Genomic DNA, 20,628 nt, shown 5'->3' on the forward strand with positions numbered 1-20,628 from the left:
CATTTTTAGTTTAATTATATGTGAAAACTCATGTTTATTCTTCCTATTCCAAAAAGCTCATCATTAATCTCTATGATACACTCTTCGGAAATATTTGATTGGTTATTGATTTCTGACACAGGAAATCCAACAAGAAATTTCAAATATGGCATTTGTGGAAAGTACCCTTCAAAATGAAATAACTCACAATTAACTTTGCTTTTCTTTGACTTTAAGAAAATATTGTTATTGAACTTGAAGTTAAAATAACGCATCTTTTCAGTATTTGAAATCATTGTTTCATTACTGCCTATAGAATTCCACGGGTTTTTACCTTCTACCGTCTCAAACTTTAATTCGAAATATTTCAACTCTTCATATTCTGATAAAACAAGGGCTCTTTCCGCAATTGGTAATTCTAATATTCCTGACCTTATTGCCATTTCTTCTGCAGTAAGGTGCTTTGCCGTTACCCTAATATTACCAATAACCTTCTCTTTGAATACTTTATCTCCATACAAATCAAATTTAAAATTAGATTTATTTTGGTTCATGTCATTTGCTATCACATTTCTCAGCCTTTCTTTTGCTTTTCTTAAATCCTTTTGGGAATTAATTTCTAACTTAGCATTACATGAAATAACCAAGCAAAAGATTGTAAAAAACATAATTATGTTTACGACTTTGATTTTATCTGCCATTGTATTTTTTATTTATAAAGGTGATTACACTTTCGGTTAAATCTTTGATTTCGTCTCCATACAATAGCAAGCCATCATTAAGTGAATATACATATGTATAACCATTTTCTCTTGCAAACTCTTGTAAATATTGATTTGACTGAATTCTGATTTTATTGGAAAAATCTTCTTGCAGTTCTTTTTTTAAGTTATCGAATTTAAGGATTTGCTCTGCATAGTATTGTTTTTTGAGCATTACTTCTTCGTTATTGAGACCAAAATAAGACTCTTCATTTTTTGAAAGTATATACTGGATTTGATTTTTCAAACTATCTAAATTTCTGGAATGTACCATTAAAGTTTCTTTTAGAGCAGACTCTAATTCGGAACGATATTCAAATTGTTCGAAAACCTTTTGAGGATTTATGAATCCGGTTTTTTCTTGATTTTTAATCACGTACCATGCTAATATAGATACTGCTATCAAATTAATTAAAACAGCGGTTAATATGATTGTTCTATTATTCATTTAATCCCGATTAGTTTATTTCAAATACGAAATACTTTTTTCTGTTTTTATTTAACTGAATTTCAATTGTATAGACTCCGGGTACTGAAAAGTACGCTTTTGATAAAAGTATGTAATATTTGTTTTTTTTGCTTGAGTCTGAATTAATTGTGTTGTCTGAACTTTCGCTATCACTATTCAAAGTAGAATCCGGATTAATGTTGTAAGCAATCACAGGAATAATATTCCTGTTTTTATCGTAAACAAATAATACTTCGTTTATGTCTTTTCCCGTCTCCATATATATGAAAAACAATGTGTCCTCAAAGTTCGTTTTTAATGCTCCTCCTGTCGGTTTGTCTTGAAAAGCAATATATTTAAAGGATTTTGGCACTTCTTTTTCCTCTTTAAGTTTAAGTTCCCATACTTCAGAAGTTGCAATGTATATGTTTCCGTACCACGCCTCCACTTGCCAGACGTAGTCTTTTTCGTATTCCAGTTCTTCAATATCGAGAGGATAGAACAGGGTTGGTCTTTCAACATAGCGGTCTTGAACAATGGGTCTGTTTCTCCTGATTGCGTCTATATTACTTTGCCCTTCTCTCTTTTCGGTTAGAGTATATACGTATCTAAGTTCCAACATGCCTCCTATGGGCATTGGAGGAATCCATGTAAACATGGGTCTTTTTTCTTCAATTTCAGACTTATCAAAGGGTGATGCCAACAGCAAAGGGGTGGGCAGTTCAACTTTAACATCCCTGCACAGGTTGGGTTCTAAAAATATTGCATCCGACCCTGCTCCGTCACAATCGGGTGTTAAACATTGAAACTTTAAGCAGACAATGTATTCGCCCGCAGGGAATTTACCTATGGCACTGACCAGATTTCCATAATCCGCCAAACTATAGTTTATCCTTTGAGTTTGGGTAGTCAGTGAGTTAAAACTATTCATCCCCTTGTTTATCAACAAGGCATCACTCTCTAAATCTGCAATCAGTTGATGGTTTTTGGTTGAAATTTGGGCAAATACTTTAACTCTGAAACTTTTTTCTTTCATGCTTATCACATCCATCTCCCAGCTATGTTCAGGAGTAAAGTGAAAAGGATTGATTGGACGTAAATTTACCTGGATTTGTGCCGTTGAGTTCATGGAAAAAAACAGGGCAAAAAGCAGTGTTGCTAAAAATAGACAATAATGTCGTCTGTATATTGATTTTATTGACATCATAATGCAATTATTTATTGTGTTTTATGTTTTTTGCGTTTGAAAATTTGAGTCCCTTTGTTGTATTTCGATGTAATTTCGCTTTTCGTCTACAAATCACAAATATTTATTTCATATTTGCAAGTGCCTAATTGCCCCCGGTTATTCGTAATGAGAAAATAATGTTAATTCAATATAAAATAATTTTACTCTGCTCTCTTGTTTTATGCACATTTTGTGCAAATGCACAAGTCGATACGATGCGCTATACTTCAAATGACAGCATTTTGAAATTAAATTCAGACTCGTCAAATTTAAAAATTGACACAATAGAAAAAATGGACAAAAGTATCGGTAAAGCCGATAAAAGAAATTTGAATTTCGATTTTAAAAATCCAAAAACCAAGTATTCAAACAACTTTAATAAATCATTTTTACTCAGCGGAAACCTCACAATTGAAACTTTTGGAGCGAATGCCCAAAACCCGCTGGCTATGAATGAGTTGCTGTACACCCGTGTCTGGATGAGTCCGAGGCTTACCATATTGGGGTTGCCATTTACTACAGATATTTACTTCACAACTGAAAGCAACTCCCTTTACAATTCAAACTCTTTCAGCTTGAATTTTGATGCGGCAACTTTCAGAAGACAATTGCTGGACGGTTTGATGAAAGAAATAAATGAGCGAAAAAAAATTGACAGGATGAGAGAGCGTGACTTTAACCTGAAAGAGAAACAAGAGGCGGAAATAAAGGAAAAGCTAGATAAAATTACCGACCAGCTTGCTAAATTAGAAAAAGAATTGGAAGACCTTGAAGCACAGCAAAATAGAGGCTTTGACCCCAATATTAATTTACCGACAGATTCCCTGAACGCTGAATTGGCAAACAGAAAAGACAGTTTAAATACAAAAAACCATTCGGATTCAATCAGGCAAAGATATGAGAAGCTGAAGGCGCAAAAAGCTAAATTGGAAAGTGACAGAGATAAGATAGAAGAAAAAATACAGGCAATTAAAAAAAAGAAAGAGGAAATTGATGCTTTGAGGCGGGCAGACTCTAGCTTTGTCAATCTGAACCAAGATGAGTTAAGCAAAAAAAGTAATCTCAAATCAATTTCGGGTGCTTATGATTCAAAATTCAGGAAGATTTTAGGGTTTGCGAGTGGTTTTGACAAGTTTAATGTCGGTGTTGTTTATCCTGCACATTCGGATTTTACGGTAGTCGGAACACCTGTCAGGGGAGCTGATATTGCATGGAGTTCAGACAGGTTTTTCATTAATGTGTCTGCCGGAAAAGCTGCTGCAAATGATTTCAGGTTTTTCTCTACCGAAAGACCCGATTTTGACAGGAATTTTTATGCTGTTACAGCAGGAATAGGCAATAAAGATAAAAGTCATTTCTATTATTCACGTTCTTATTTTGATGGCCCCTTGGGCATTAATGACAGGCAGAGAATAAATAATTCGGTTAATTCCGCAGGTGCGAAAGGTATTTTTTACAAATATAAAATTACACTTAGTGGAGAAATAGCTCAAAGTAATTTCAGCGCACAAAATTCAGCAATTGAGGAAACCTTTAGCGGTAATTCCACGGACACATTTAACAGGATTGAACCTGCATATAAGCTAAGTAATCTCAATACGGCATTTTGGGTGGAGGGTAAATACAAACTGCTGGAAAACCTGGAGATTCAAGGAAAAGTTCAAAGAGTAAACCCCGGGTTTAAATCAGTGGGAAATCCTTTTATGAGGGTGGGCTTTTTTGAAAGGGATTTTTCTTTGAAAGGGAATTTTCTGAAAAACAAGATTACCTCCCAAATTTTCTATAAAATGAACAGTGACAACCTGGCTAACGAGAACAGCTCTACAAACAAGATGAGTGGATATGGAATCATGTTACAGACTAATTTGAATAAAAAATATCCTAATATTTCGGTTTATCACTCTCCTTATCAGCACGGCAACAATCATCCTGATTCTTTGTTGAGGTCATTTAATCAATTTTCAATTACCAACCTTACTCTTACCTATTCAAAAAAAATCAAGAAAGTATTTTTGGTAACATCAACTTCTTTTTCTCAATCTGTTATGTCTCTTGATAATTTAGGAAAAACGGGTATGCGTTCAGTGATATTAAACTCAAGTGCAACATTTGCAAAAGGACTTCAAACAATGTTCGTATGGCAATCAAATACAACCAATCCCGGCATTGATACGCTAAACGCTAATTTAGTTTCGCTTACCGTGTCTCAAAACATAAATCCAAGGTTTACCGCAGGCGTTGAGTCGCATTTAACCTGGTTTAAAAACGAAGCAGAGAAAAATGGCGGAAAAATCATGCTGATGTATAAACCTTCAAAAAAACTGTCTTTTTCTCTCGTGGGTGGCTACGATTACATTGATAAACTGTGGGGCTTTGAAAAGAAAAATGTGGTTAGCGGAAGAGTGAGAATTAATGTGTTTTGGTGATGAAGAATGCGAAACAACTAATTCTCTTGTCGCAAACAACTTAAAACTAATGCCCTTGAAAAGATATTTTATTTTCCTTGATTTTTAAATAAGTCTTGAATCAATGGAATTATTTTTTCTTTTGCATCGTTACCAAATAGAATCACCGAGCATAAAATAGCAGCTTGATAATTTATTTGGGGTTTCAAAACCTTTCATTTCCTTTCAAAATCTTTCATTACACTACATTTTATATAATTCCTTTCATTTTCTTTCATCTCCTTTCACGTTCTTTCAAAACCTTTCAGATTCTTTCAAAACCTTTCAGGGTACAAGCCTCTTCCCATAACCTTTGTGCGGACGCTTTGCAGAAAAGCGGCATTTTTATTTGTCTGTAAACTAATTTTTCTTATCTTTGAAACAGCAGAAAACGCACAAGCCCGACAGCAACAAAAGCGAAAAACCGGAAAGTAAACAGGAAAGTATAAACCCTGACGAGTTCTTTTACCAACTTGCTATACTCACTTGCAGGGCTTGGGAAAACAAGAAAAGAACAACAGCAAATAAAAAGAAAGACGAAAGACAAACGTAATCACTTATGTAAGAGTATCCACCGATGAGCAGGCGCAACAGGGATACAGCTTACGCGACCAACAAGACAAGCTCGACACTTATTGTAATCTGAAAGGCTACAAAATCATGCACAGGTTTTCAGAGGACTATTCCGCCAAAACCTTCAACAGACCCACATTTAACAACCTGCTTTCCTTCCTGAAACAGAACAAAGGCAAAATAAACAAACTTGTTTTTCTGAAATGGGACAGGTTCAGCCGCAATTCCATAGAAGCCCTGATGACCATACAGAAGTTGGGGAATTTAGGTGTTGTATGCGAAGCCGTAGAGCAGCCTTTGGATATGAACATACCCGAAAACAAGCTGTTGCAAATGATTTATCTTGCTACTCCCGAAATAGAAAATGACCGCAGATGCATTAATACCGCCAACGGAATAAGGAGGGCGTTAAAAGAAGGCAGGTATTGCAATACCGCACCTTTCGGATATAAATATTCCCGTGATGAAACAAACAAGCCCCTGTTAGTGCCTAACGGACATAAAGCCGAATTAGTCAAAGAAGCCTTTGAACTGTTCTGCACAGGCTTATATGCAAAAGAGCAAATCCGTAAGAAACTTGCTCACAAAGGCATGACCCTTTCAAGGAGCGGGTTTGCCACGGTGTTTGACAACCTTCTTTATACAGGTAAGATTGTAGTTCCCGCCCATAAGGAAGAACCTGAACAGATAGTAGAGGGAGTACATCAGGCGATTGTAAGCGAGGCTTTATTTCAGAAAGCGCAGGTTCTTTCGAGTAAGGTTAAAGCCATTCAGTCCAAGCCGAAGACGGAAAGAGAAGAACTGCTGCTACGGGGTTCTCTTGTGTGTCCTGATTGCGGGGGCAACCTTACAGGAAGCGCATCAAGAAGCGGCATAGGCAACCGATTTTTTTTACTACCATTGCAGACAGGGTTGCAAGCACAGGGTTTCAGCACCGCTTGTCAATAAGCGTTTTGAGGAATGGCTTGAAGAGATTTCGATTAAACCCGAATACATAGAAACCTATCTTAAATCCGTAGAGCGTATCATCGGTATAGACAAGACTTCCCGCAGGAGTGGTATAAGCAAAATCAACAGCCGTATAGAGCAGGTAAAAGCCTCCCTTTTAAAGACAGATATGTTGTTGGTAGAGGGAAAAATAGAAATGGACTCCTATCAGCGACTAAAAGACACTTACAAAGAAGAACTGGCATTACTGGAAGTTCAGAAGTCGGATTTTGAGATAACAAACACCGATACGCTTTCGCAAATGGAGCTTGCTTTCGGAGTCATGTCAAACCTCTGCAAACTGTGGCAGGACTTGGATTTGGAGGGAAAAAGAATGTTCCTTAGTTCGATTTTCCCGAAAAAACTGATATTTGAGAAAAATCAATGTCGAACTACGGACGGCAGTTCTGCTATTGCCGATTTATTGTTGATTACCAATGATTTACAATCCGATAAAACAAAACAGGTCGTCAATTTTGACGACCTGTCCTGTTCAGTAGCGTGGGGGAGACTCGAACTCCCGACCTCAGCATTATGAGTGCTGCGCTCTAGCCAGCTGAGCTACCACGCCTTGGTTCAAACGAGGCGCAAAAATAGCATTATTTTTTATTTGGCAAAAGGCAATAATTTATTTACTGCTGCTTGTATTTTCTCTGCCGGCAAATCGTGCATACAACTCTGCCCAAGTTTACACGTGCCTAGATAAAAGCACACACATTCTTTGTCAGGCTCTACAATGATTCCTCTATCAAAGAGGTCAAATTCGTGCGGATTAAAAATGTTATTCATCAAAACAATTTTCTTTTTTAACCCTAATGTAAGGTGCATTCCCATGGTAACTTGAGTAACCACTAAGTCGCATTGAGCTATCAAATTGATAAATTGGTTGAGTTCAAAGTATCCTAAGTATTTTGCTCCGGAACACAAACTGATTTCGAGATTGCGTTGATGCTCCTGCTCTCCGCCTAATAAAATGACTTCGTATCCTTGCTTGAGCAATTGTGTAGCTAAGGTTGTAAAGTTATCTATAGTCCACAGTCTTGTAGTCCATCTTCCGCCACAGCCGGTATTTAAACCAACAACTTTTTTGCTTTTATCAATCGCAGACCAGTCATAACCTTTATCATCATGTGTATCCAATAGATATTCTTCTCTTTGATATTCAAGCCCGCAGATGTTGAATATTTCTTCGCAGTAGGATAAGGCGTTTTTCTTGCTGATATCATCAAAAACTCCTGTTTCAAACTTATGTTGTGCAAGTTTGTTAATAGGTGCAGGATTGTTGTCAATCAGCGTGAATCCATATTTTTCTTTTGCTTCAACTTGCTTCAAAAGAGCACAAGCTTCTTTTTCCTTATCAAGATTGATGGCAATATCAAAACTTGCATTTTGTAGGTAAACAATAGAGTCTGTGCTTAAAGTAAGTATTTCGTGAATTTCGCTCTTTGGTAAAATGGCAGGTGTAAGGGTTAGCCAAGTAATTTTACAATTTGGGTAAATGGACTTATATCGGCTTACTAATGGAGTGGTTCTAATGACATCACCAATCGCACCTAATTTGATGATTAGAATTCGTTTACTGATTGGAGCGTAGTAAGGGCATCCATCGCAATGTACCTCATGTTCTTTGTGGGGTTTGCATGGAATGTCACCTCTAAAATGCAGACAATCTGAATGTATAACAAGCAATGAAATGTGATTTTTATTGAGGTTGCAAATATAACGTTTGTCAAATAGTCAGAAAAAATAGATTATAAAAGTAAAAAATGAACGTAATTTGCATAACCTCTGTGAAATTATGAAGGTTAAGCATTTATTGGTATTACTGCTTTTTGTATTCTGTTTTTCTAACAGCGCATTCTCTACCCATTTGGTGGGCGGGTATGCAGGGTATGAATATATAGGCAGAGTGGGCAATAGCTCCATGTATAATTACAGAGTTTATTTTGTTGTTTACAGAGATTGTAACAGTAGTGTTGACTTTGATGAAACAATGGATGTTTGTATTTATAACGGGAACGGTAGCTTTTATTCACGTCTTACCATTGTTAGAGGCAAGCCAAGAAAAGTAGATCCTGTGGGTATGACCAAGTGTGCCCAGTCTGCACAAGCTTGTATAGAAGTATGTGTGTATGAAAAAGTTATCAGCTTGCCACAGACGAATTTTGGTTATTCACTCAAATGGGAGCGCTGTTGCCGCAATACTCAGAATAATTTGCCAAATGGATATGTTCAAGGAGTGTATCAGCCTACACAAGGACAAACTTATCTTACAAAGATTCCTGCCACTTCTATTGTTAACAGTTCGCCCTACTACACTGAAGTACCGGTTCCCTATATCTGTATCAATGACACTACCCAAATAAGAAACTATGCAATTGATCCGGATGGTGATTCGTTGGTATTTCGTTTTGTGAGACCTTGGAGTGGCGGAGGTCCAGATGATGCTATTCCGGGTTGCGAATCTAATTATAGTGGTCCAAAATACATCGTGTATAATGCAGGATTTGATGAGAGTAAACCATTTGGCGCAAATGGATATTCCGAAATTAATGCCTCTACCGGCACCATGACTGTAATGGCTAAAGACTTAGGTCGATTTGCACTAGCAGTTGATGTAGAGGAATACAGAAATGGTATTTTAATAGGAAAGACACGTTTAGATATACAATTACTTGTCATCAATTGTCCTCCTAATATTAAACCCAGTCTTTCAGCATCGTCAAGAATTTTTACTCGAGAAGTGGAAGCAGGCGAAAAACTTTGTTTTGATATTAATGCTGTAGATCAAGATGCTCAGAATGTGAGGTTAAGTGCGTATGGAGAAATGTTTACAGGAGAGGGGGCATGGGTTGGCACCACAGCGACCTTCCCAACCAAAATAGGATACAAATCAGTAACCTCTACATTTTGTTGGCAAACCACCTGTGAGCAAGGAAGAGCGGCTCCTTATTCATTCGTAATAGAGGCTTTAGATGATGGATGTCCTCCAAAGTTTATCAACGAAACGTATTATATCTATGTCAAGCCTTTTACAAGTAAATTGTTAATTGGAGGCGATAATCCCGTGTGTCCGGGTGTCAAAGGCAGTAAGTATCAGGCACTGAATATTGGTGCGGGAAGTACGGTGGAATGGACGGTTGAAAATGGTACTATTACTTCCGGTCAAGGTACAAAGCAGATTACTGTTGACTGGGATTTTGATAAACCTTCGGGAACGGTATATGCGAAAGAAATTTCAAAAAATGGTTGTGTAGATAAAACAAAGTCCTATACGGTTAAGTATGCTCCAAAACCGCCTTTGCCCGGTATTTTAACTTATATTTCTATTTCCCCGCTAGTGCCGGCAGATTCAGTATGTGTAGGACATAGCCTATATTTTAAACCTTCTCCTGCTACACTCCTCAATGCCTTTAATTGGACGTGGATTGACCCGCAAGGTAATAATCAGGTTTCTTCAGACCCTTTTGAGTTTATTCCCACTGATGCAGGTGCTTATGATGTAAAATTGTTTTATACAAGTATGTTTGGTTGTCCGAGCGATACCGTTGTTAAAACTGTTTATGCATTGAAACCTTTGGTGGATAGTATTATTGGACCTCCTACCGTATGTCCTAATAATGGCAATATTCAGTTTTATGTAAAAGGGTATCCCGGTTCTACCTATCAATGGTTTATTGATGGTGCAACCATTCAAAAAGGACAAGGTACAGATACTGTTACTTTAGCTTTTGGAGAACCGGCAGTGGTAGTGTTAAAAGTGGTGGAGACCATGGCATTTGGATGTGTCGGAGACACAATCTACCACAATATAAAAGTTACCTATGATTTAGAGATTCATGAACCTTTGGGTGATTTTTCTGTGTGTGAATTTACCAAAGAAAGGTATATCCCCAATCCATTGGTGCATCATACTGTTTATTACTGGGATGTAACCGGTGGAACGATTGACAATATCAATCCACAGGACTATTCACTCGATGTTATTTGGGGAACAGCCGGTATGGGAAAAATTAAATATTACCAAACCGCTTATGACACCTTGAACAGCAAACAATGTATCAGCAATAAGGTAGATATAGATGTGCAAATTAATCCAATACCTAGTGTGGATTTTATTGAGGGCAAGTTTGCGGTTTGCCAATATGAAGTACCGCTTAGTTTTACATTGAATGGATATAAGAATTCCACCTATCATTGGGAAGTAAATGGTGATACTGTATTAGAAGGGCAAGGCAGCAAGACCATTATTCTTCCAACTAATGTGTATGGAAGTTTTGTTATTCGAGTAAAAGAAATTAGTGAATTTGGATGCGCAGGACCTTTGATTGACAGTGTTTTGACCATTCATCCTAAACCTGTTACTACACCAATCATTGGAGATAGTATTTTGTGTTTCCCAAATTTTCTTAACAGACAATATAGTGTAACCGGCTTCCCTAATTCGACTTTTTATTGGAACGTAGAAGGTGGTGTCAGAAAAGACACTGCTCTTACTCCTAAAACTGTGGTGGATTGGAATGGACTGCAATCTAATCGTATCAGTGTTTTTGAACGCTCTGATTTTGGATGTTTAGGAGATACATTGACCCTGCCTGTGTTTATTGATAGCATTGGTATTGATATTAAGGTTGTTACTGTAAGCCCACCTCCGGCAGGAGATAATCAAATAATTATAAATTGGGAATTGATCAATGCTCCTCGTTATGACACAACTTTTGGGATTTATAAACGAAGAGTGAATCCGGAACAATCATTTAATAAAATAGGAGAGGTAGCAGGTAATGTCTTCACATTTACAGAGAAAAAAGTAAATACAGATATTACACCCTTTGATTTTCAAATTAGAGGCTCAAATCTTTGTAATGAACAGATAAATTCACCCGTTCATAGGACTATTTTATTAACCGGAGACAAAATCATGGAGTACACAGTTGACCTTGATTTTACTGAATATATGGGTTGGCATCAAGGCGTGTTGGATTATGTAGTCAATAGAAAGTTACTGAATAAGACTCCTTTTGAAGAGTATGATTGGAAGTCTTCTCCTGTGAGAGTTCACTATGATAATGGTACCGACCATTATACACAATGTTATCGCATTAAAGCCAATGAATTTGGAGGCAGAGGCGAAGTATCATGGTCTAATGAAATTTGTTTTGACTATCCGCCCATTATGTACATTCCAAATGCTTTTTCTCCCGATGGAAATGGTTTGAATGAAGGGTTTGGAGTGATTGCTTCCGGTACTAAGACATTTAAGATGACAGTGTTCAATCGCTGGGGCGAAAAGTTATTCATTACAGATGATGCAAAACAGACTTGGGATGGTACTTTTAATGGTGTGCCATGCAAGCAAGATGTCTATGTGGTGTTTATAGAATACACAAACTATGCAGACAAGTATTTCAATACCAAAGGTACATTTACTTTGTTAAGATAAAGTGCACAAAATGCTTATTGGCGGCTAAGCAAGCCTTCAATTTCCTTGATAACTGTATTCATTTTGCGATTGTCCAACCCGATTTGCTCAAATATATTCTTGTTGTCTATTAAGTCTTTTACCAAGATAATTTCATTTTCCAATAAAAATCTTTTCTCTTTCATGTTAATTGAAGTTAGACAAGTAATAGGGTAAAGCGCTCTTTTGTCAACCATATTCTTGATGCTATTGCCGTTTGGATATTCCCATGATAAGAGTTTGATATGGTAATACTCGCCAAACGCAATTGAGTCAGAGGTGAAATAGGAGTTTGTAATAAGCCACCCGTTAGTGAACTGTTGCTTATGCCCAAACAAATCAAACTCCTTGTTAGAAATATCTTTGATACGAGAAAGGAAATACATGGGAATAGTAACAGGAATTTTTGTTTCCATAGTATTTCTAAACTTACATTCAATCCAATATAAGATGTTGTCTCGGAAGGCGATTACGTCTGCTTCATGCGAAACTGCATGTCCTTGTAGAGTTAGATTATGAGCTGTTTGATAGCCATAATCAATTAAAAACTTTGCAACCCATTTTTCAAAATAGAATCCTGTAGGACCTAAGTCTCTCAATGCTCTTTTTAAACTATAACGTGCAGCAAAGGAATGAGCCAGTTTCTTTAATTCCTTGAAACTGAGTTTGTAGATTTCTTTACTGTGCATACCATCATAAATTTTAGGTTTGATGCGTTGCAACACAATATCTACATCTTCATCTGCAGCACCGGACTTTGTCAGCGAATTTCGAAGCCTTTCTATATCGAATTCGGTTAGCTCACCGGAGTATTTCCTGACTTTCATTATGAATGTGTTGATTAATAACCAAACAATTCATCAAGACTCAGTGTGATAACTTTGCCGTATTTCTTTAGTTCTTCTTGTGTAACCTTGCTCTCATCTGCCAAGATAGACAGAGTGTAATTTCCTTGTTTTACATAGGATTCTTGAAAATTCACGACATCAGCCATTGTAACTGTATTGATTTTATCAAACAGCAGTTCGTTGGTTGTCTTAGGCAGATTTAATAGTTGAACGGTTCGCCAAGCAAAGTAAATTCCTGTTTTGGTGGTGCGAGAAGTTCTGATATTATTGTCTAAAGAGTTTTTTGCTTGATCAAATGAACTCTGATTTTGAGGCATGTTGTGTATCAATTCGTTCATGCTGTGAATGGCAGCGGGCATTTTGTCGCTTTGCGTGCCGACATAGGCAAACATCCTCCCGATTTCTTTAGGTAACATTGGTTGTGCATAATATGCATAAGTTGAATATGCCAATGCCTGAGATTCTCTAATTTCTTGAAAAACAATAGAACTCATACCGCCACCAAAGTATTCGTTAAACATTGCGATTTGAGGTAATAATGCTTGATTGAATGGATGTGTGGGCTTTTGCCAAGTGATTTCAGCTTGAACCATGTTGTAATGGGAAAAATATACTGTTGGTTCAACTTGTTGCAGTGGAGTAAACTCCTTCATTTTAGGAGACTTGGCAAACTTCTTCGGTAAATGATGATACTTGCTGATAATGTTTAGCACATCAACAGATGCACCGGGTCCGTAATAAACTATGTCATGTTTGGTTTGCAATAATCCCTTGATAGATTTAATCAGTGTTTTTGATTTTATTTTATTGATTTCTTTATTTTTGAGTACAAAACGCTGTGGATTGTCTGCGCCATAAAGGGCGTAGTAGTTCAATGCTGTTCTAATCGCATTTTTGTTTGATTTACTATTCTCTCTTGATTTTAAAAGTCGTCCTTTCAAATCTGCCAATGCAATTTCATCAGCTTTCATATTGGTTAAGAGATGTTCAAACAGTGCCAACGCTTGTTCAAAATTTTGCTGTAATCCTGATAAGTAAACATAGGATTGTCTATTGCTTGCACTCACTCCATAAGAACAACCTAATGAATAAAATTTTTCGCTAATTTCTTCAGGAGTATATTTGTCTGTACCCATGTATTCTAAGTAGTCCAAAGCCAATGAGAGCTCTTTGTTGCTGTATGTTCCTGCATCAATAACGTAATACAACGTGAAGAGTTCGTTACGCTTGTTTGGAATATAGAAATATGAAGCAATGCCAAGATTTCCTTGCTGCATATCTTTGTTGAAATCAGGAAATTTAGGCTCAATTGGACTGGTTGATTTGCTTGCAATTTGTTGAACAAAATTGGAAGTTTTGTCTCTATTAACAGGGATTTTTGTAATTTGAGGTTTCTCAATTTTGGTAACATTTTCAGCAGTGCCTTGTCTTTTATATATTATCACATAATCGTTTGTGTAGTATTTCTTAGCAAAGTCCATCAATTCTTGTTTGGTGATTTTGCTCATTCTGTAATTGATGTTTAATACTTCATTCCATTGAAGATTTTTTATAAACGCATCAAGCAGGGTATAAGCAGTTCCTTGGTTGTCTTCAAAGTTTTTAATGTCATCTACCTCTTGATTAAAAATAATTCCTTTCATCAAGTTTTCATCAAAATTTCCGTCTTGTACTGCTTGGATTTGAGATAGGATTAAGTTTTTTACTTCTTCTAATGATTGTCCTTCTTTAGGCATTGCGTAGAAATAGTGAACAGAATAGTCTTTCAATATTTCAGGAGAACTGCCTGCTCCTAATACTTTTTGACTTTTGTTCAGATTCAAGTCAATCAATCCCGCTGCGGAGTTAGATAAAACCAAGTCCATCATACGGAGTAAGTCAGCTTCTTTGGTGCCATCTCCGGGGAATCTATATCCTAACACTACCATTTCTGCTGTCGGACCTGTGATTTCAGCAACAGTAGGTGAGTTGTGTATAGGTTCAGGATTAAATGTAAATACAGGGATGGGTTTTGCTTGCATGTAAGAAAAACGGTCTGAAATTGCTTGAATGGTCTTGTCAAAATCTAAATCACCAACCATGATAATTGCCATGTTATTTGGAACATAGTATGTGTGATAGTAGTCTCTAATGGCTTGAAGAGAAGGATTCTTCAGATGTTCTACAGTGCCGATAGTGGTTTGGGTTCCATAAGTATGATTTTGGAATAGTTTGGCAAATAATGTTTCAAATACTTTGTTTTGGTCATTGTCAAGCGAAATGTTTTTCTCTTCATAAACTGCTTCAAGTTCTGTATGAAATATTCTGAATACAGGATTTCTGAATCGCTCTGATTCTATCTCTAACCATCTGTCAATTTCATTTGCAGGAATTTGATTTACATAAACTGTTTGTTCAAAACTTGTAAAAGCGTTTGTGCCGGACGCGCCTATGACTTGCATTAATTTATCATATTCATTTGGAATGGCATAACCTGCTGCAATCTGTGAGATTGAGTCAATTGCACGGTAAATTGCTTTGCGTTCTGTGTCGTTGGTAGTTTTATTATAAACACTGTATAATGAATCTATTTTGTTTAAATAGATAATTTCTGTAGCATAATCTATAGTGCCATACTTGTCTGTACCTTTAAAGAGAAGGTGTTCTAAGTAGTGCGCGAGACCCGTGTTTGTCGCAGGGTCATTTTTGCTGCCGGCTTTTGTTGCTATTAATGTTTGGATGACCGGTTTTTCTGTGTTTTGTGCCAGAATTACTGTGAGTCCATTGGGTAAGGTGTAGAATCTTGCGTTAGCAGGATCATTTTCAATATAGGTGTACGAAAATTTACCATCATTAACTTGCTTGAACTGGGCAAATTGTTGCTGCGCAGAAGCACTGAACATAATGCTCAATGACGCAATTACTAGGATTGATTTTACGAATTTCATAGAGAGCAAAAGTAAAGTAATTACTTTACCAAAAAATTGCTCAATTCTTCATGAAATCTTGCTAAAGGAAATCCCATCACATTATAATAACACCCTTCTATTCTATAAATGCCAAAGTATCCCATCATGTCTTGAATTCCATAAGAGCCTGCCTTGTCAAACGGGTGATATTCTTTGATATAGCTTTTGATGAAATCAGGTTTTAGCTCTTTGAAAAATACTCTTGATTCTTCCACAAAGCCATGTTGTTTTGTTCCAAGTCTAATATAAACACCCGTGAACACTGAATGTACTTTTCCTGATAATTTACTTAACATCTGAAATGCTTCATCAGCATTTGATGGTTTATTTAAAATTTCGTTTTCTAAACATACAATAGTGTCGGCAGCAACAATCAGTTTGTCTGATTCAATTGCTAAATTTTTTCTTTGAGCCAATAATAATGGGATTTGAGGAGCCGGTGTTGATTCCGGGAAATCTTCGTTGACGTCCGGATTGGCGAAACTGACATCAAAACCTGCATCTTGGAGCAAAAAACGTCTGCGTGGTGAACCTGAGGCAAGGAGAATTTGCGGGAAATTCATGGTGCTATTTTTACTCTGTTGAAATATTGCCTTGGTTATCAATGGTTGCTTTGAATCGTTTGGTAACATGGCATGTTCTGGTGTCACAAGTAACTTCCATTATATTGATTACTGCGTTTGCGTCTATATAAAATAGTCTCAATGAAATATTGTCTTCATGCTGTTTCATTAAGTAAAGATTATAAACCTTTGCATTATTAGTAACAGAGTCTATGAGTACCAGATTGCCGTATTCGGTGCAATGTTCAACCGCAGCTGTGGAATCCATTTCATTATGTACACTGCCAAAAGCATAATAACTCTTGAATTTTCCTATGTTGGGAAGTGTAACAATGATACTATCGGTGCTGGCTACGTTATTGCAGATTAAATTATCATCGTTGAAATATTTGGTATAGCCGGCTTTCTTGATTTTAGGATGCTGAATAGGGGCTTGAGTGTTAATTTGTTGTAAGCACTTATTGATGTCCAATAATGCTTTGTGATATATACTGAACCCCATGTCGCGTGTGCCTGAACGATCAATAATACGCCATTCGTCAGAAAAGACAAAGTTGACTAATGTAGGGCAGCCGAACGGAAATTGATTGTATGTCAATGGAGAATTAGCTTGGGTTGTGGTATCTTCAACAAGAGGTAAGTCATCTATCAGCGGGTTATTTGAAGCAATAGGAGTAGAAGCCGGAATTGTGCTTGAGTCAGAAGTACAGGAATATAAAGCTAAGGCAAGAAGTGCAAAGAAGAATGTGTGGTTAAGATTATACATGTTTAGTTAAATCGAATGAAATTTAGTGGATTAAGTGTTACCCCATTATGCCAAAGTTCAAAGTGAAGATGTGGTCCGCTGCTTAGTCTTCCGGTGTTGCCAACCACACCAATTACTTCGCCTGCATTAACCCTGATTCCTTTTTTTGTAAAAACCTGAGCGCAATGCTTATAAACAGTAATCCAATTGTCCGGATGTTGAATGCAAATCACGTTGCCGTCTTCGGGAGTCCAACCTGAGAAAATAACCGTGCCATCCAATGCTGCTTTAATAGTCTCATCCTTGTTGGGTACAATGTCTATTGCAGGGTGTTGGCTTGACTCGTAAAGGAAGGTAACTTTTCCGCTGATTGGAGGATAAAACAGACCGGACATCCGGCTGAGGTTGCTTTGTTCACTTGTGAATGTAAATACGTTCTCAGACGGCTCCATAAAGATTGTTGTTGGAGATGGAATGGCTGAACCACTATCGGATTGTGAACGTATTATTTGCTCCCTCTCTTCAAATTCTTTAGTTGGGTCAATTTGGTCTTGTAAAAATGCAATATCTGTTTTTGTTAACTTGTCGCCTCTTAATAAGATGTCCAACAATACTTTCTTGTCTTCAAGTACGGATATAGATTTTTCGACTTTGTTCACATCTGCTATTATCTCATTTTTAAATTTCCTGTCTTTGTCGTGTTCGTATCCCGGCATATACATGCGCAAAGGAGGAATGGCAAAAATGAGCAGCCAACTTATTAAGAAAAAAAGCAAGAAGCCTCCGAAAAACAAGAGTAATACACTTAATGGAGTGAGTTTGATAGTAACCTTTTCTTGAAAATTACTCTCGTTGATTAACATCAAACGATAGCGATTGCGTAACTTCCGAACCCAACTTAGACGCTTTTTCTTGTTTTTCATGAAAAGTTGAAAGATGTGAAATATTTTCGCGGTTTCAAAGTTATGTAAGGAAAAGTTGAAAACAATATTCATTCATAAAAGATTCATTTTTTATTTCGTCTTGTCTTTAGCAGTGTTTTCGTTTTCTAACGCGAATGCACAACGCAAACAGAGTTTTATCAAACGAGCATATATTAATACCGTTTCGCACTATAATTATTTTTTTAATGCGAATGAAAGAGTAAAGGAAGCGCAAATGAATGCTGCTCTTGCTCATCAAGATGATTTTGGCGGAGTAGTGAGTCTGTTTCCTTTTTCAACACAAGATATTTTGAAAGGCAATACGCCACAAATGGATGAAGCTATTAAGAAATGCAACCACATAATCACACGCAGACAAACCGGTAAATGGGTGGATGATAGTTGGTTGTTGATTGGTAAATCTGACTTTTTTAAAGGAGATTTTTTTGCTGCTTTGGAAGCTTTTGAATATGTTGCTTCTACATACAAAAAGACCATGATTGCTTATGAATCCGAGATTTGGATAGTGAAAACGTTAATCATGCTCGAGAAATATGATGAAGCAGTAGCAGTGTCTGATATTATGATGGCTGACAAATCTTTTCCAAAGAAATTTATGAAGGATTTGTATTTAGTGAGTACAGAAGGGCTGGTGATGCAAGGCAAATACCCGCTTGCTTATGAGAGAATCAAAAAAGCAATGCCTGATCTCAAAAGAAGTGATTATAAATATAGAAAGAATTTTGTTGCAGGACAGCTTGCGATGCTGAATAATAAACCCCAAGAGGCGATTAAGTATTTTAATAAAGTTGTCAAAGCCAATTCTCCTTATGAATTTAACTTTTATGCCCGTATCAATATGGTGCGGCTCTATTCCCAAGCTCCAACTCATAATGTCCAAAAGGCACGAAATATATTGTCGCGAATGTTGAAGGATGACAAAAACTTGGATTTGATGGATCAGATTTATTATGAATTAGGTGTCATTGATTTAAAACAAGGAAATAGCCAATCAGCTTTAAATAACTTTAAACAATCACTCGCTCACTCTAAGAATAAAGACTTGCAATCCAAGGTTTTCTTGCTTGTTGCTGAATTGTATTTTGAAAACACAAATTATCCTTTCGCTCAAAAGTATTATGACAGTGCTGTACAGGTGTTAAGCCCTGAATCTACTGAGTTCGAATCCATTAGTGCAAGACACCTTGTCTTGACTGATTTGATTACTAACCTTGTCAATATATCTTATCAAGATAGTATGTTGAGGCTGGCTCGTGATGCTAATTTCAGGAAGGAGACTCTCAAAAAGATTAAGGATGAGGAGCAAAAGCGCAAAGAGGAAGAAGAGTACAGAAATAATAACCCGTTTAACAATCAAACAGATCCTTTTGCAGGAACACCCGGTCAAATCAGCCAAGCGCCACAAGGCACTGATTCTCGATTTCCTTTTTATAATCCTCAATTAAAACTAAAAGGTCAGGGCGACTTTGAACGTTTATGGGGAAACAGAGAGTTAGGCGATTTTTGGCGTATTCAAAGTATTGCACAAACTGATAATAACGATGCGATTACAAATAAAGATAAGAACCAAGACAGTAGTAGTATAGATTCTTCGGGCTCTATGCAACCTGTGATGATGAAAATGCCATCGGATATTAGCAAAGAAGATGAAAAGTATTTTGCGTTAGTCCCTTTTGATGTACAAGCACAAGAAGCAGCAGAGTTTAGCATGGGTGAGAGCTATTTTAAAGCAGGTGCAATTTATAGGGATAAATTGAACGAAGTCCAAAAAGCAAAAGCATTGTTGGAACAATTTCTATCCAAAAATCTCAAAAATTCTTATAGAGAGAACATTTTATATCTGCTCATAAAAATTTACGAATCTGAAGGAAATGAACCTCAGGTGAATCGTTTAAAATCAATGCTAAATCAAGAGTACCCCAACAGCAAGTTTATTCAAATTTTGCAAAATCCTGAGCAGGTATCGAACGAAAGGAGTTCACCTGAAGATTTAGTGAATGATTTGTATGAGTTGTTCTATCAAAAATATAAATCAAAAGACTTTGAGGGAGCACTTAGGCTTTATGATACCGCCAAGTTGAAATTCAATGGTAATGCCTATGAAGGTCAATTTGATTATGTATATGGTTTAATCCTTTCGGAGCAAAATCGTATGAAGGAGTATTATTCAATCATGGGGAATATTGCAGCAAATTATTCAGGTACACCTTTGGGAGATTTGGCCGCAGATAGGGTTGCCGCATACGAGAAATTATCAGGTATTGATTCTGCAGGAGTCTCAACAAAAAAGCAGTATGTGCCAAAGAGTTCAAAATATGCTAAAGGAAATGAGAATGACGAATACCATTTTATCATAAAACTTGCACCTAATATGGATATGAATATGGTGAAAATTGCATTTTCAGACTTTAACAGAGATTTCCGTCCTGATATGGGTTTGCAAATTACTACTTCATTTATTGAGGCTAATACACGTGTGCTCATTGTAACCGGATTTTATCATATAAAAGATGTAAGGAATTATATTGACGATGTGGTTGTTAATGAAGCATTGTTAAAGAAAATTAAAGCCAATGCCGACAGAAAAGAGTTCTTGTTCATTACAAAACAGAATTTCTCTACGCTGTTAAAAGAAAAAAAGTGGACTGATTATCAGGAATACTTTCTTAAAACTTATCTTTGAGCCGACTGAAAACTAA

At 36.7% G+C, this 20,628-nt stretch carries 14 protein-coding genes and 1 tRNA gene; 5 read left to right on the top strand and 10 right to left on the bottom strand.

Annotated elements, in window-relative coordinates:
- Positions 1-14: 14 nt before the first annotated feature.
- The 3 genes from M0R38_09725 to M0R38_09735 are packed head-to-tail and all read right to left on the bottom strand — an operon-like array spanning position 15 to position 2,395.
- Entirely contained in the window at positions 15-680 is a 666-nt protein-coding gene (locus M0R38_09725) for a hypothetical protein (protein ID MCK9482022.1), read from the bottom strand.
- A complete protein-coding gene (locus M0R38_09730) occupies positions 670-1,188 on the bottom strand; it encodes an OmpH family outer membrane protein (GenBank protein MCK9482023.1) in 519 nt (172 codons plus the stop codon). Before M0R38_09730 ends, M0R38_09725 begins: the two co-directional genes overlap by 11 nt.
- A gap of 10 nt (positions 1,189-1,198) precedes the next feature.
- A complete protein-coding gene (locus tag M0R38_09735) occupies positions 1,199-2,395 on the bottom strand; it encodes a hypothetical protein (protein ID MCK9482024.1) in 1,197 nt (398 codons plus the stop codon).
- 314 nt (positions 2,396-2,709) lie between these two features.
- On the opposite strand from M0R38_09735, the gene M0R38_09740 reads away from it, so the two are divergent.
- From M0R38_09740 to M0R38_09750, 3 genes are all read left to right on the top strand, one after another.
- Positions 2,710-4,842 (top strand): hypothetical protein, encoded by a 2,133-nt coding sequence (locus tag M0R38_09740; protein MCK9482025.1) that lies wholly within the window; start codon positions 2,710-2,712, stop codon positions 4,840-4,842.
- A gap of 394 nt (positions 4,843-5,236) precedes the next feature.
- Complete coding sequence (locus M0R38_09745; GenBank protein ID MCK9482026.1) at positions 5,237-5,413, top strand: hypothetical protein; 177 nt, start codon at positions 5,237-5,239, stop codon at positions 5,411-5,413.
- Entirely contained in the window at positions 5,413-6,381 is a 969-nt protein-coding gene (locus tag M0R38_09750; protein MCK9482027.1) for a recombinase family protein, read from the top strand. Before M0R38_09745 ends, M0R38_09750 begins: the two co-directional genes overlap by 1 nt.
- Before the next feature lie 536 nt (positions 6,382-6,917).
- Here M0R38_09750 and M0R38_09755 read toward each other — a convergent pair.
- Together M0R38_09755 and M0R38_09760 are read right to left on the bottom strand one after the other, a co-directional pair.
- A tRNA-Met gene (locus tag M0R38_09755) sits at positions 6,918-6,991 on the bottom strand.
- 35 nt (positions 6,992-7,026) lie between these two features.
- A complete protein-coding gene (locus M0R38_09760; protein ID MCK9482028.1) occupies positions 7,027-8,109 on the bottom strand; it encodes a hypothetical protein in 1,083 nt (360 codons plus the stop codon).
- Positions 8,110-8,218: 109 nt separating this feature from the next.
- On the opposite strand from M0R38_09760, the gene M0R38_09765 reads away from it, so the two are divergent.
- Positions 8,219-11,863 carry a gliding motility-associated C-terminal domain-containing protein gene (locus M0R38_09765; GenBank protein MCK9482029.1) on the top strand — a complete coding sequence of 1,215 codons (3,645 nt, stop codon included), beginning with the start codon at positions 8,219-8,221 and terminating at the stop codon, positions 11,861-11,863.
- A gap of 14 nt (positions 11,864-11,877) precedes the next feature.
- Here M0R38_09765 and M0R38_09770 read toward each other — a convergent pair whose 3' ends face one another.
- Genes M0R38_09770 through M0R38_09790 form a run of 5 tightly spaced genes read right to left on the bottom strand, consistent with a single transcriptional unit; the run spans position 11,878 to position 17,908 of the window.
- The gene (locus M0R38_09770; GenBank protein MCK9482030.1) at positions 11,878-12,708 is read right to left on the bottom strand and encodes an ATP cone domain-containing protein; all 831 of its coding nucleotides are present in this window, start codon (positions 12,706-12,708) and stop codon (positions 11,878-11,880) included.
- A 14-nt stretch (positions 12,709-12,722) separates the two neighbouring features.
- Positions 12,723-15,656: an insulinase family protein gene (locus M0R38_09775; protein MCK9482031.1), complete on the bottom strand. Its 2,934-nt coding sequence runs from the start codon at positions 15,654-15,656 to the stop codon at positions 12,723-12,725.
- Between the two features lie 20 nt (positions 15,657-15,676).
- Positions 15,677-16,240, bottom strand: a complete 564-nt coding sequence (locus M0R38_09780) for a Maf family protein (protein ID MCK9482032.1) — start codon at positions 16,238-16,240, stop codon at positions 15,677-15,679.
- A gap of 10 nt (positions 16,241-16,250) precedes the next feature.
- Positions 16,251-17,006 carry a hypothetical protein gene (locus tag M0R38_09785; protein ID MCK9482033.1) on the bottom strand — a complete coding sequence of 252 codons (756 nt, stop codon included), beginning with the start codon at positions 17,004-17,006 and terminating at the stop codon, positions 16,251-16,253.
- 2 nt (positions 17,007-17,008) lie between these two features.
- On the bottom strand, positions 17,009-17,908 hold the full coding sequence (locus M0R38_09790) for a M23 family metallopeptidase (protein ID MCK9482034.1): 900 nt from the start codon (positions 17,906-17,908) through the stop codon (positions 17,009-17,011).
- Between the two features lie 235 nt (positions 17,909-18,143).
- On the opposite strand from M0R38_09790, the gene M0R38_09795 reads away from it, so the two are divergent.
- Positions 18,144-20,612: a hypothetical protein gene (locus M0R38_09795; GenBank protein ID MCK9482035.1), complete on the top strand. Its 2,469-nt coding sequence runs from the start codon at positions 18,144-18,146 to the stop codon at positions 20,610-20,612.
- Positions 20,613-20,628: the final 16 nt, after the last annotated feature.

The sequence above is a fragment of the Bacteroidia bacterium genome, assembly GCA_023228875.1.
GTDB lineage: Bacteria > Bacteroidota > Bacteroidia > NS11-12g > UBA955 > JALOAG01.

Coding starts and splice junctions, on each gene's coding strand:
- M0R38_09765 (MCK9482029.1), top strand. CDS start 8,219: ATGAAGGTTAAGCATTTATTGGTATTACTGCTTTTTGTATTCTGTTTT.
- M0R38_09725 (MCK9482022.1), bottom strand. CDS start 680: ATGGCAGATAAAATCAAAGTCGTAAACATAATTATGTTTTTTACAATC.
- M0R38_09790 (MCK9482034.1), bottom strand. CDS start 17,908: ATGAAAAACAAGAAAAAGCGTCTAAGTTGGGTTCGGAAGTTACGCAAT.
- M0R38_09780 (MCK9482032.1), bottom strand. CDS start 16,240: ATGAATTTCCCGCAAATTCTCCTTGCCTCAGGTTCACCACGCAGACGT.
- M0R38_09775 (MCK9482031.1), bottom strand. CDS start 15,656: ATGAAATTCGTAAAATCAATCCTAGTAATTGCGTCATTGAGCATTATG.
- M0R38_09770 (MCK9482030.1), bottom strand. CDS start 12,708: ATGAAAGTCAGGAAATACTCCGGTGAGCTAACCGAATTCGATATAGAA.
- M0R38_09735 (MCK9482024.1), bottom strand. CDS start 2,395: ATGATGTCAATAAAATCAATATACAGACGACATTATTGTCTATTTTTA.
- M0R38_09785 (MCK9482033.1), bottom strand. CDS start 17,006: ATGTATAATCTTAACCACACATTCTTCTTTGCACTTCTTGCCTTAGCT.
- M0R38_09740 (MCK9482025.1), top strand. CDS start 2,710: ATGGACAAAAGTATCGGTAAAGCCGATAAAAGAAATTTGAATTTCGAT.
- M0R38_09795 (MCK9482035.1), top strand. CDS start 18,144: ATGAATGCTGCTCTTGCTCATCAAGATGATTTTGGCGGAGTAGTGAGT.
- M0R38_09730 (MCK9482023.1), bottom strand. CDS start 1,188: ATGAATAATAGAACAATCATATTAACCGCTGTTTTAATTAATTTGATA.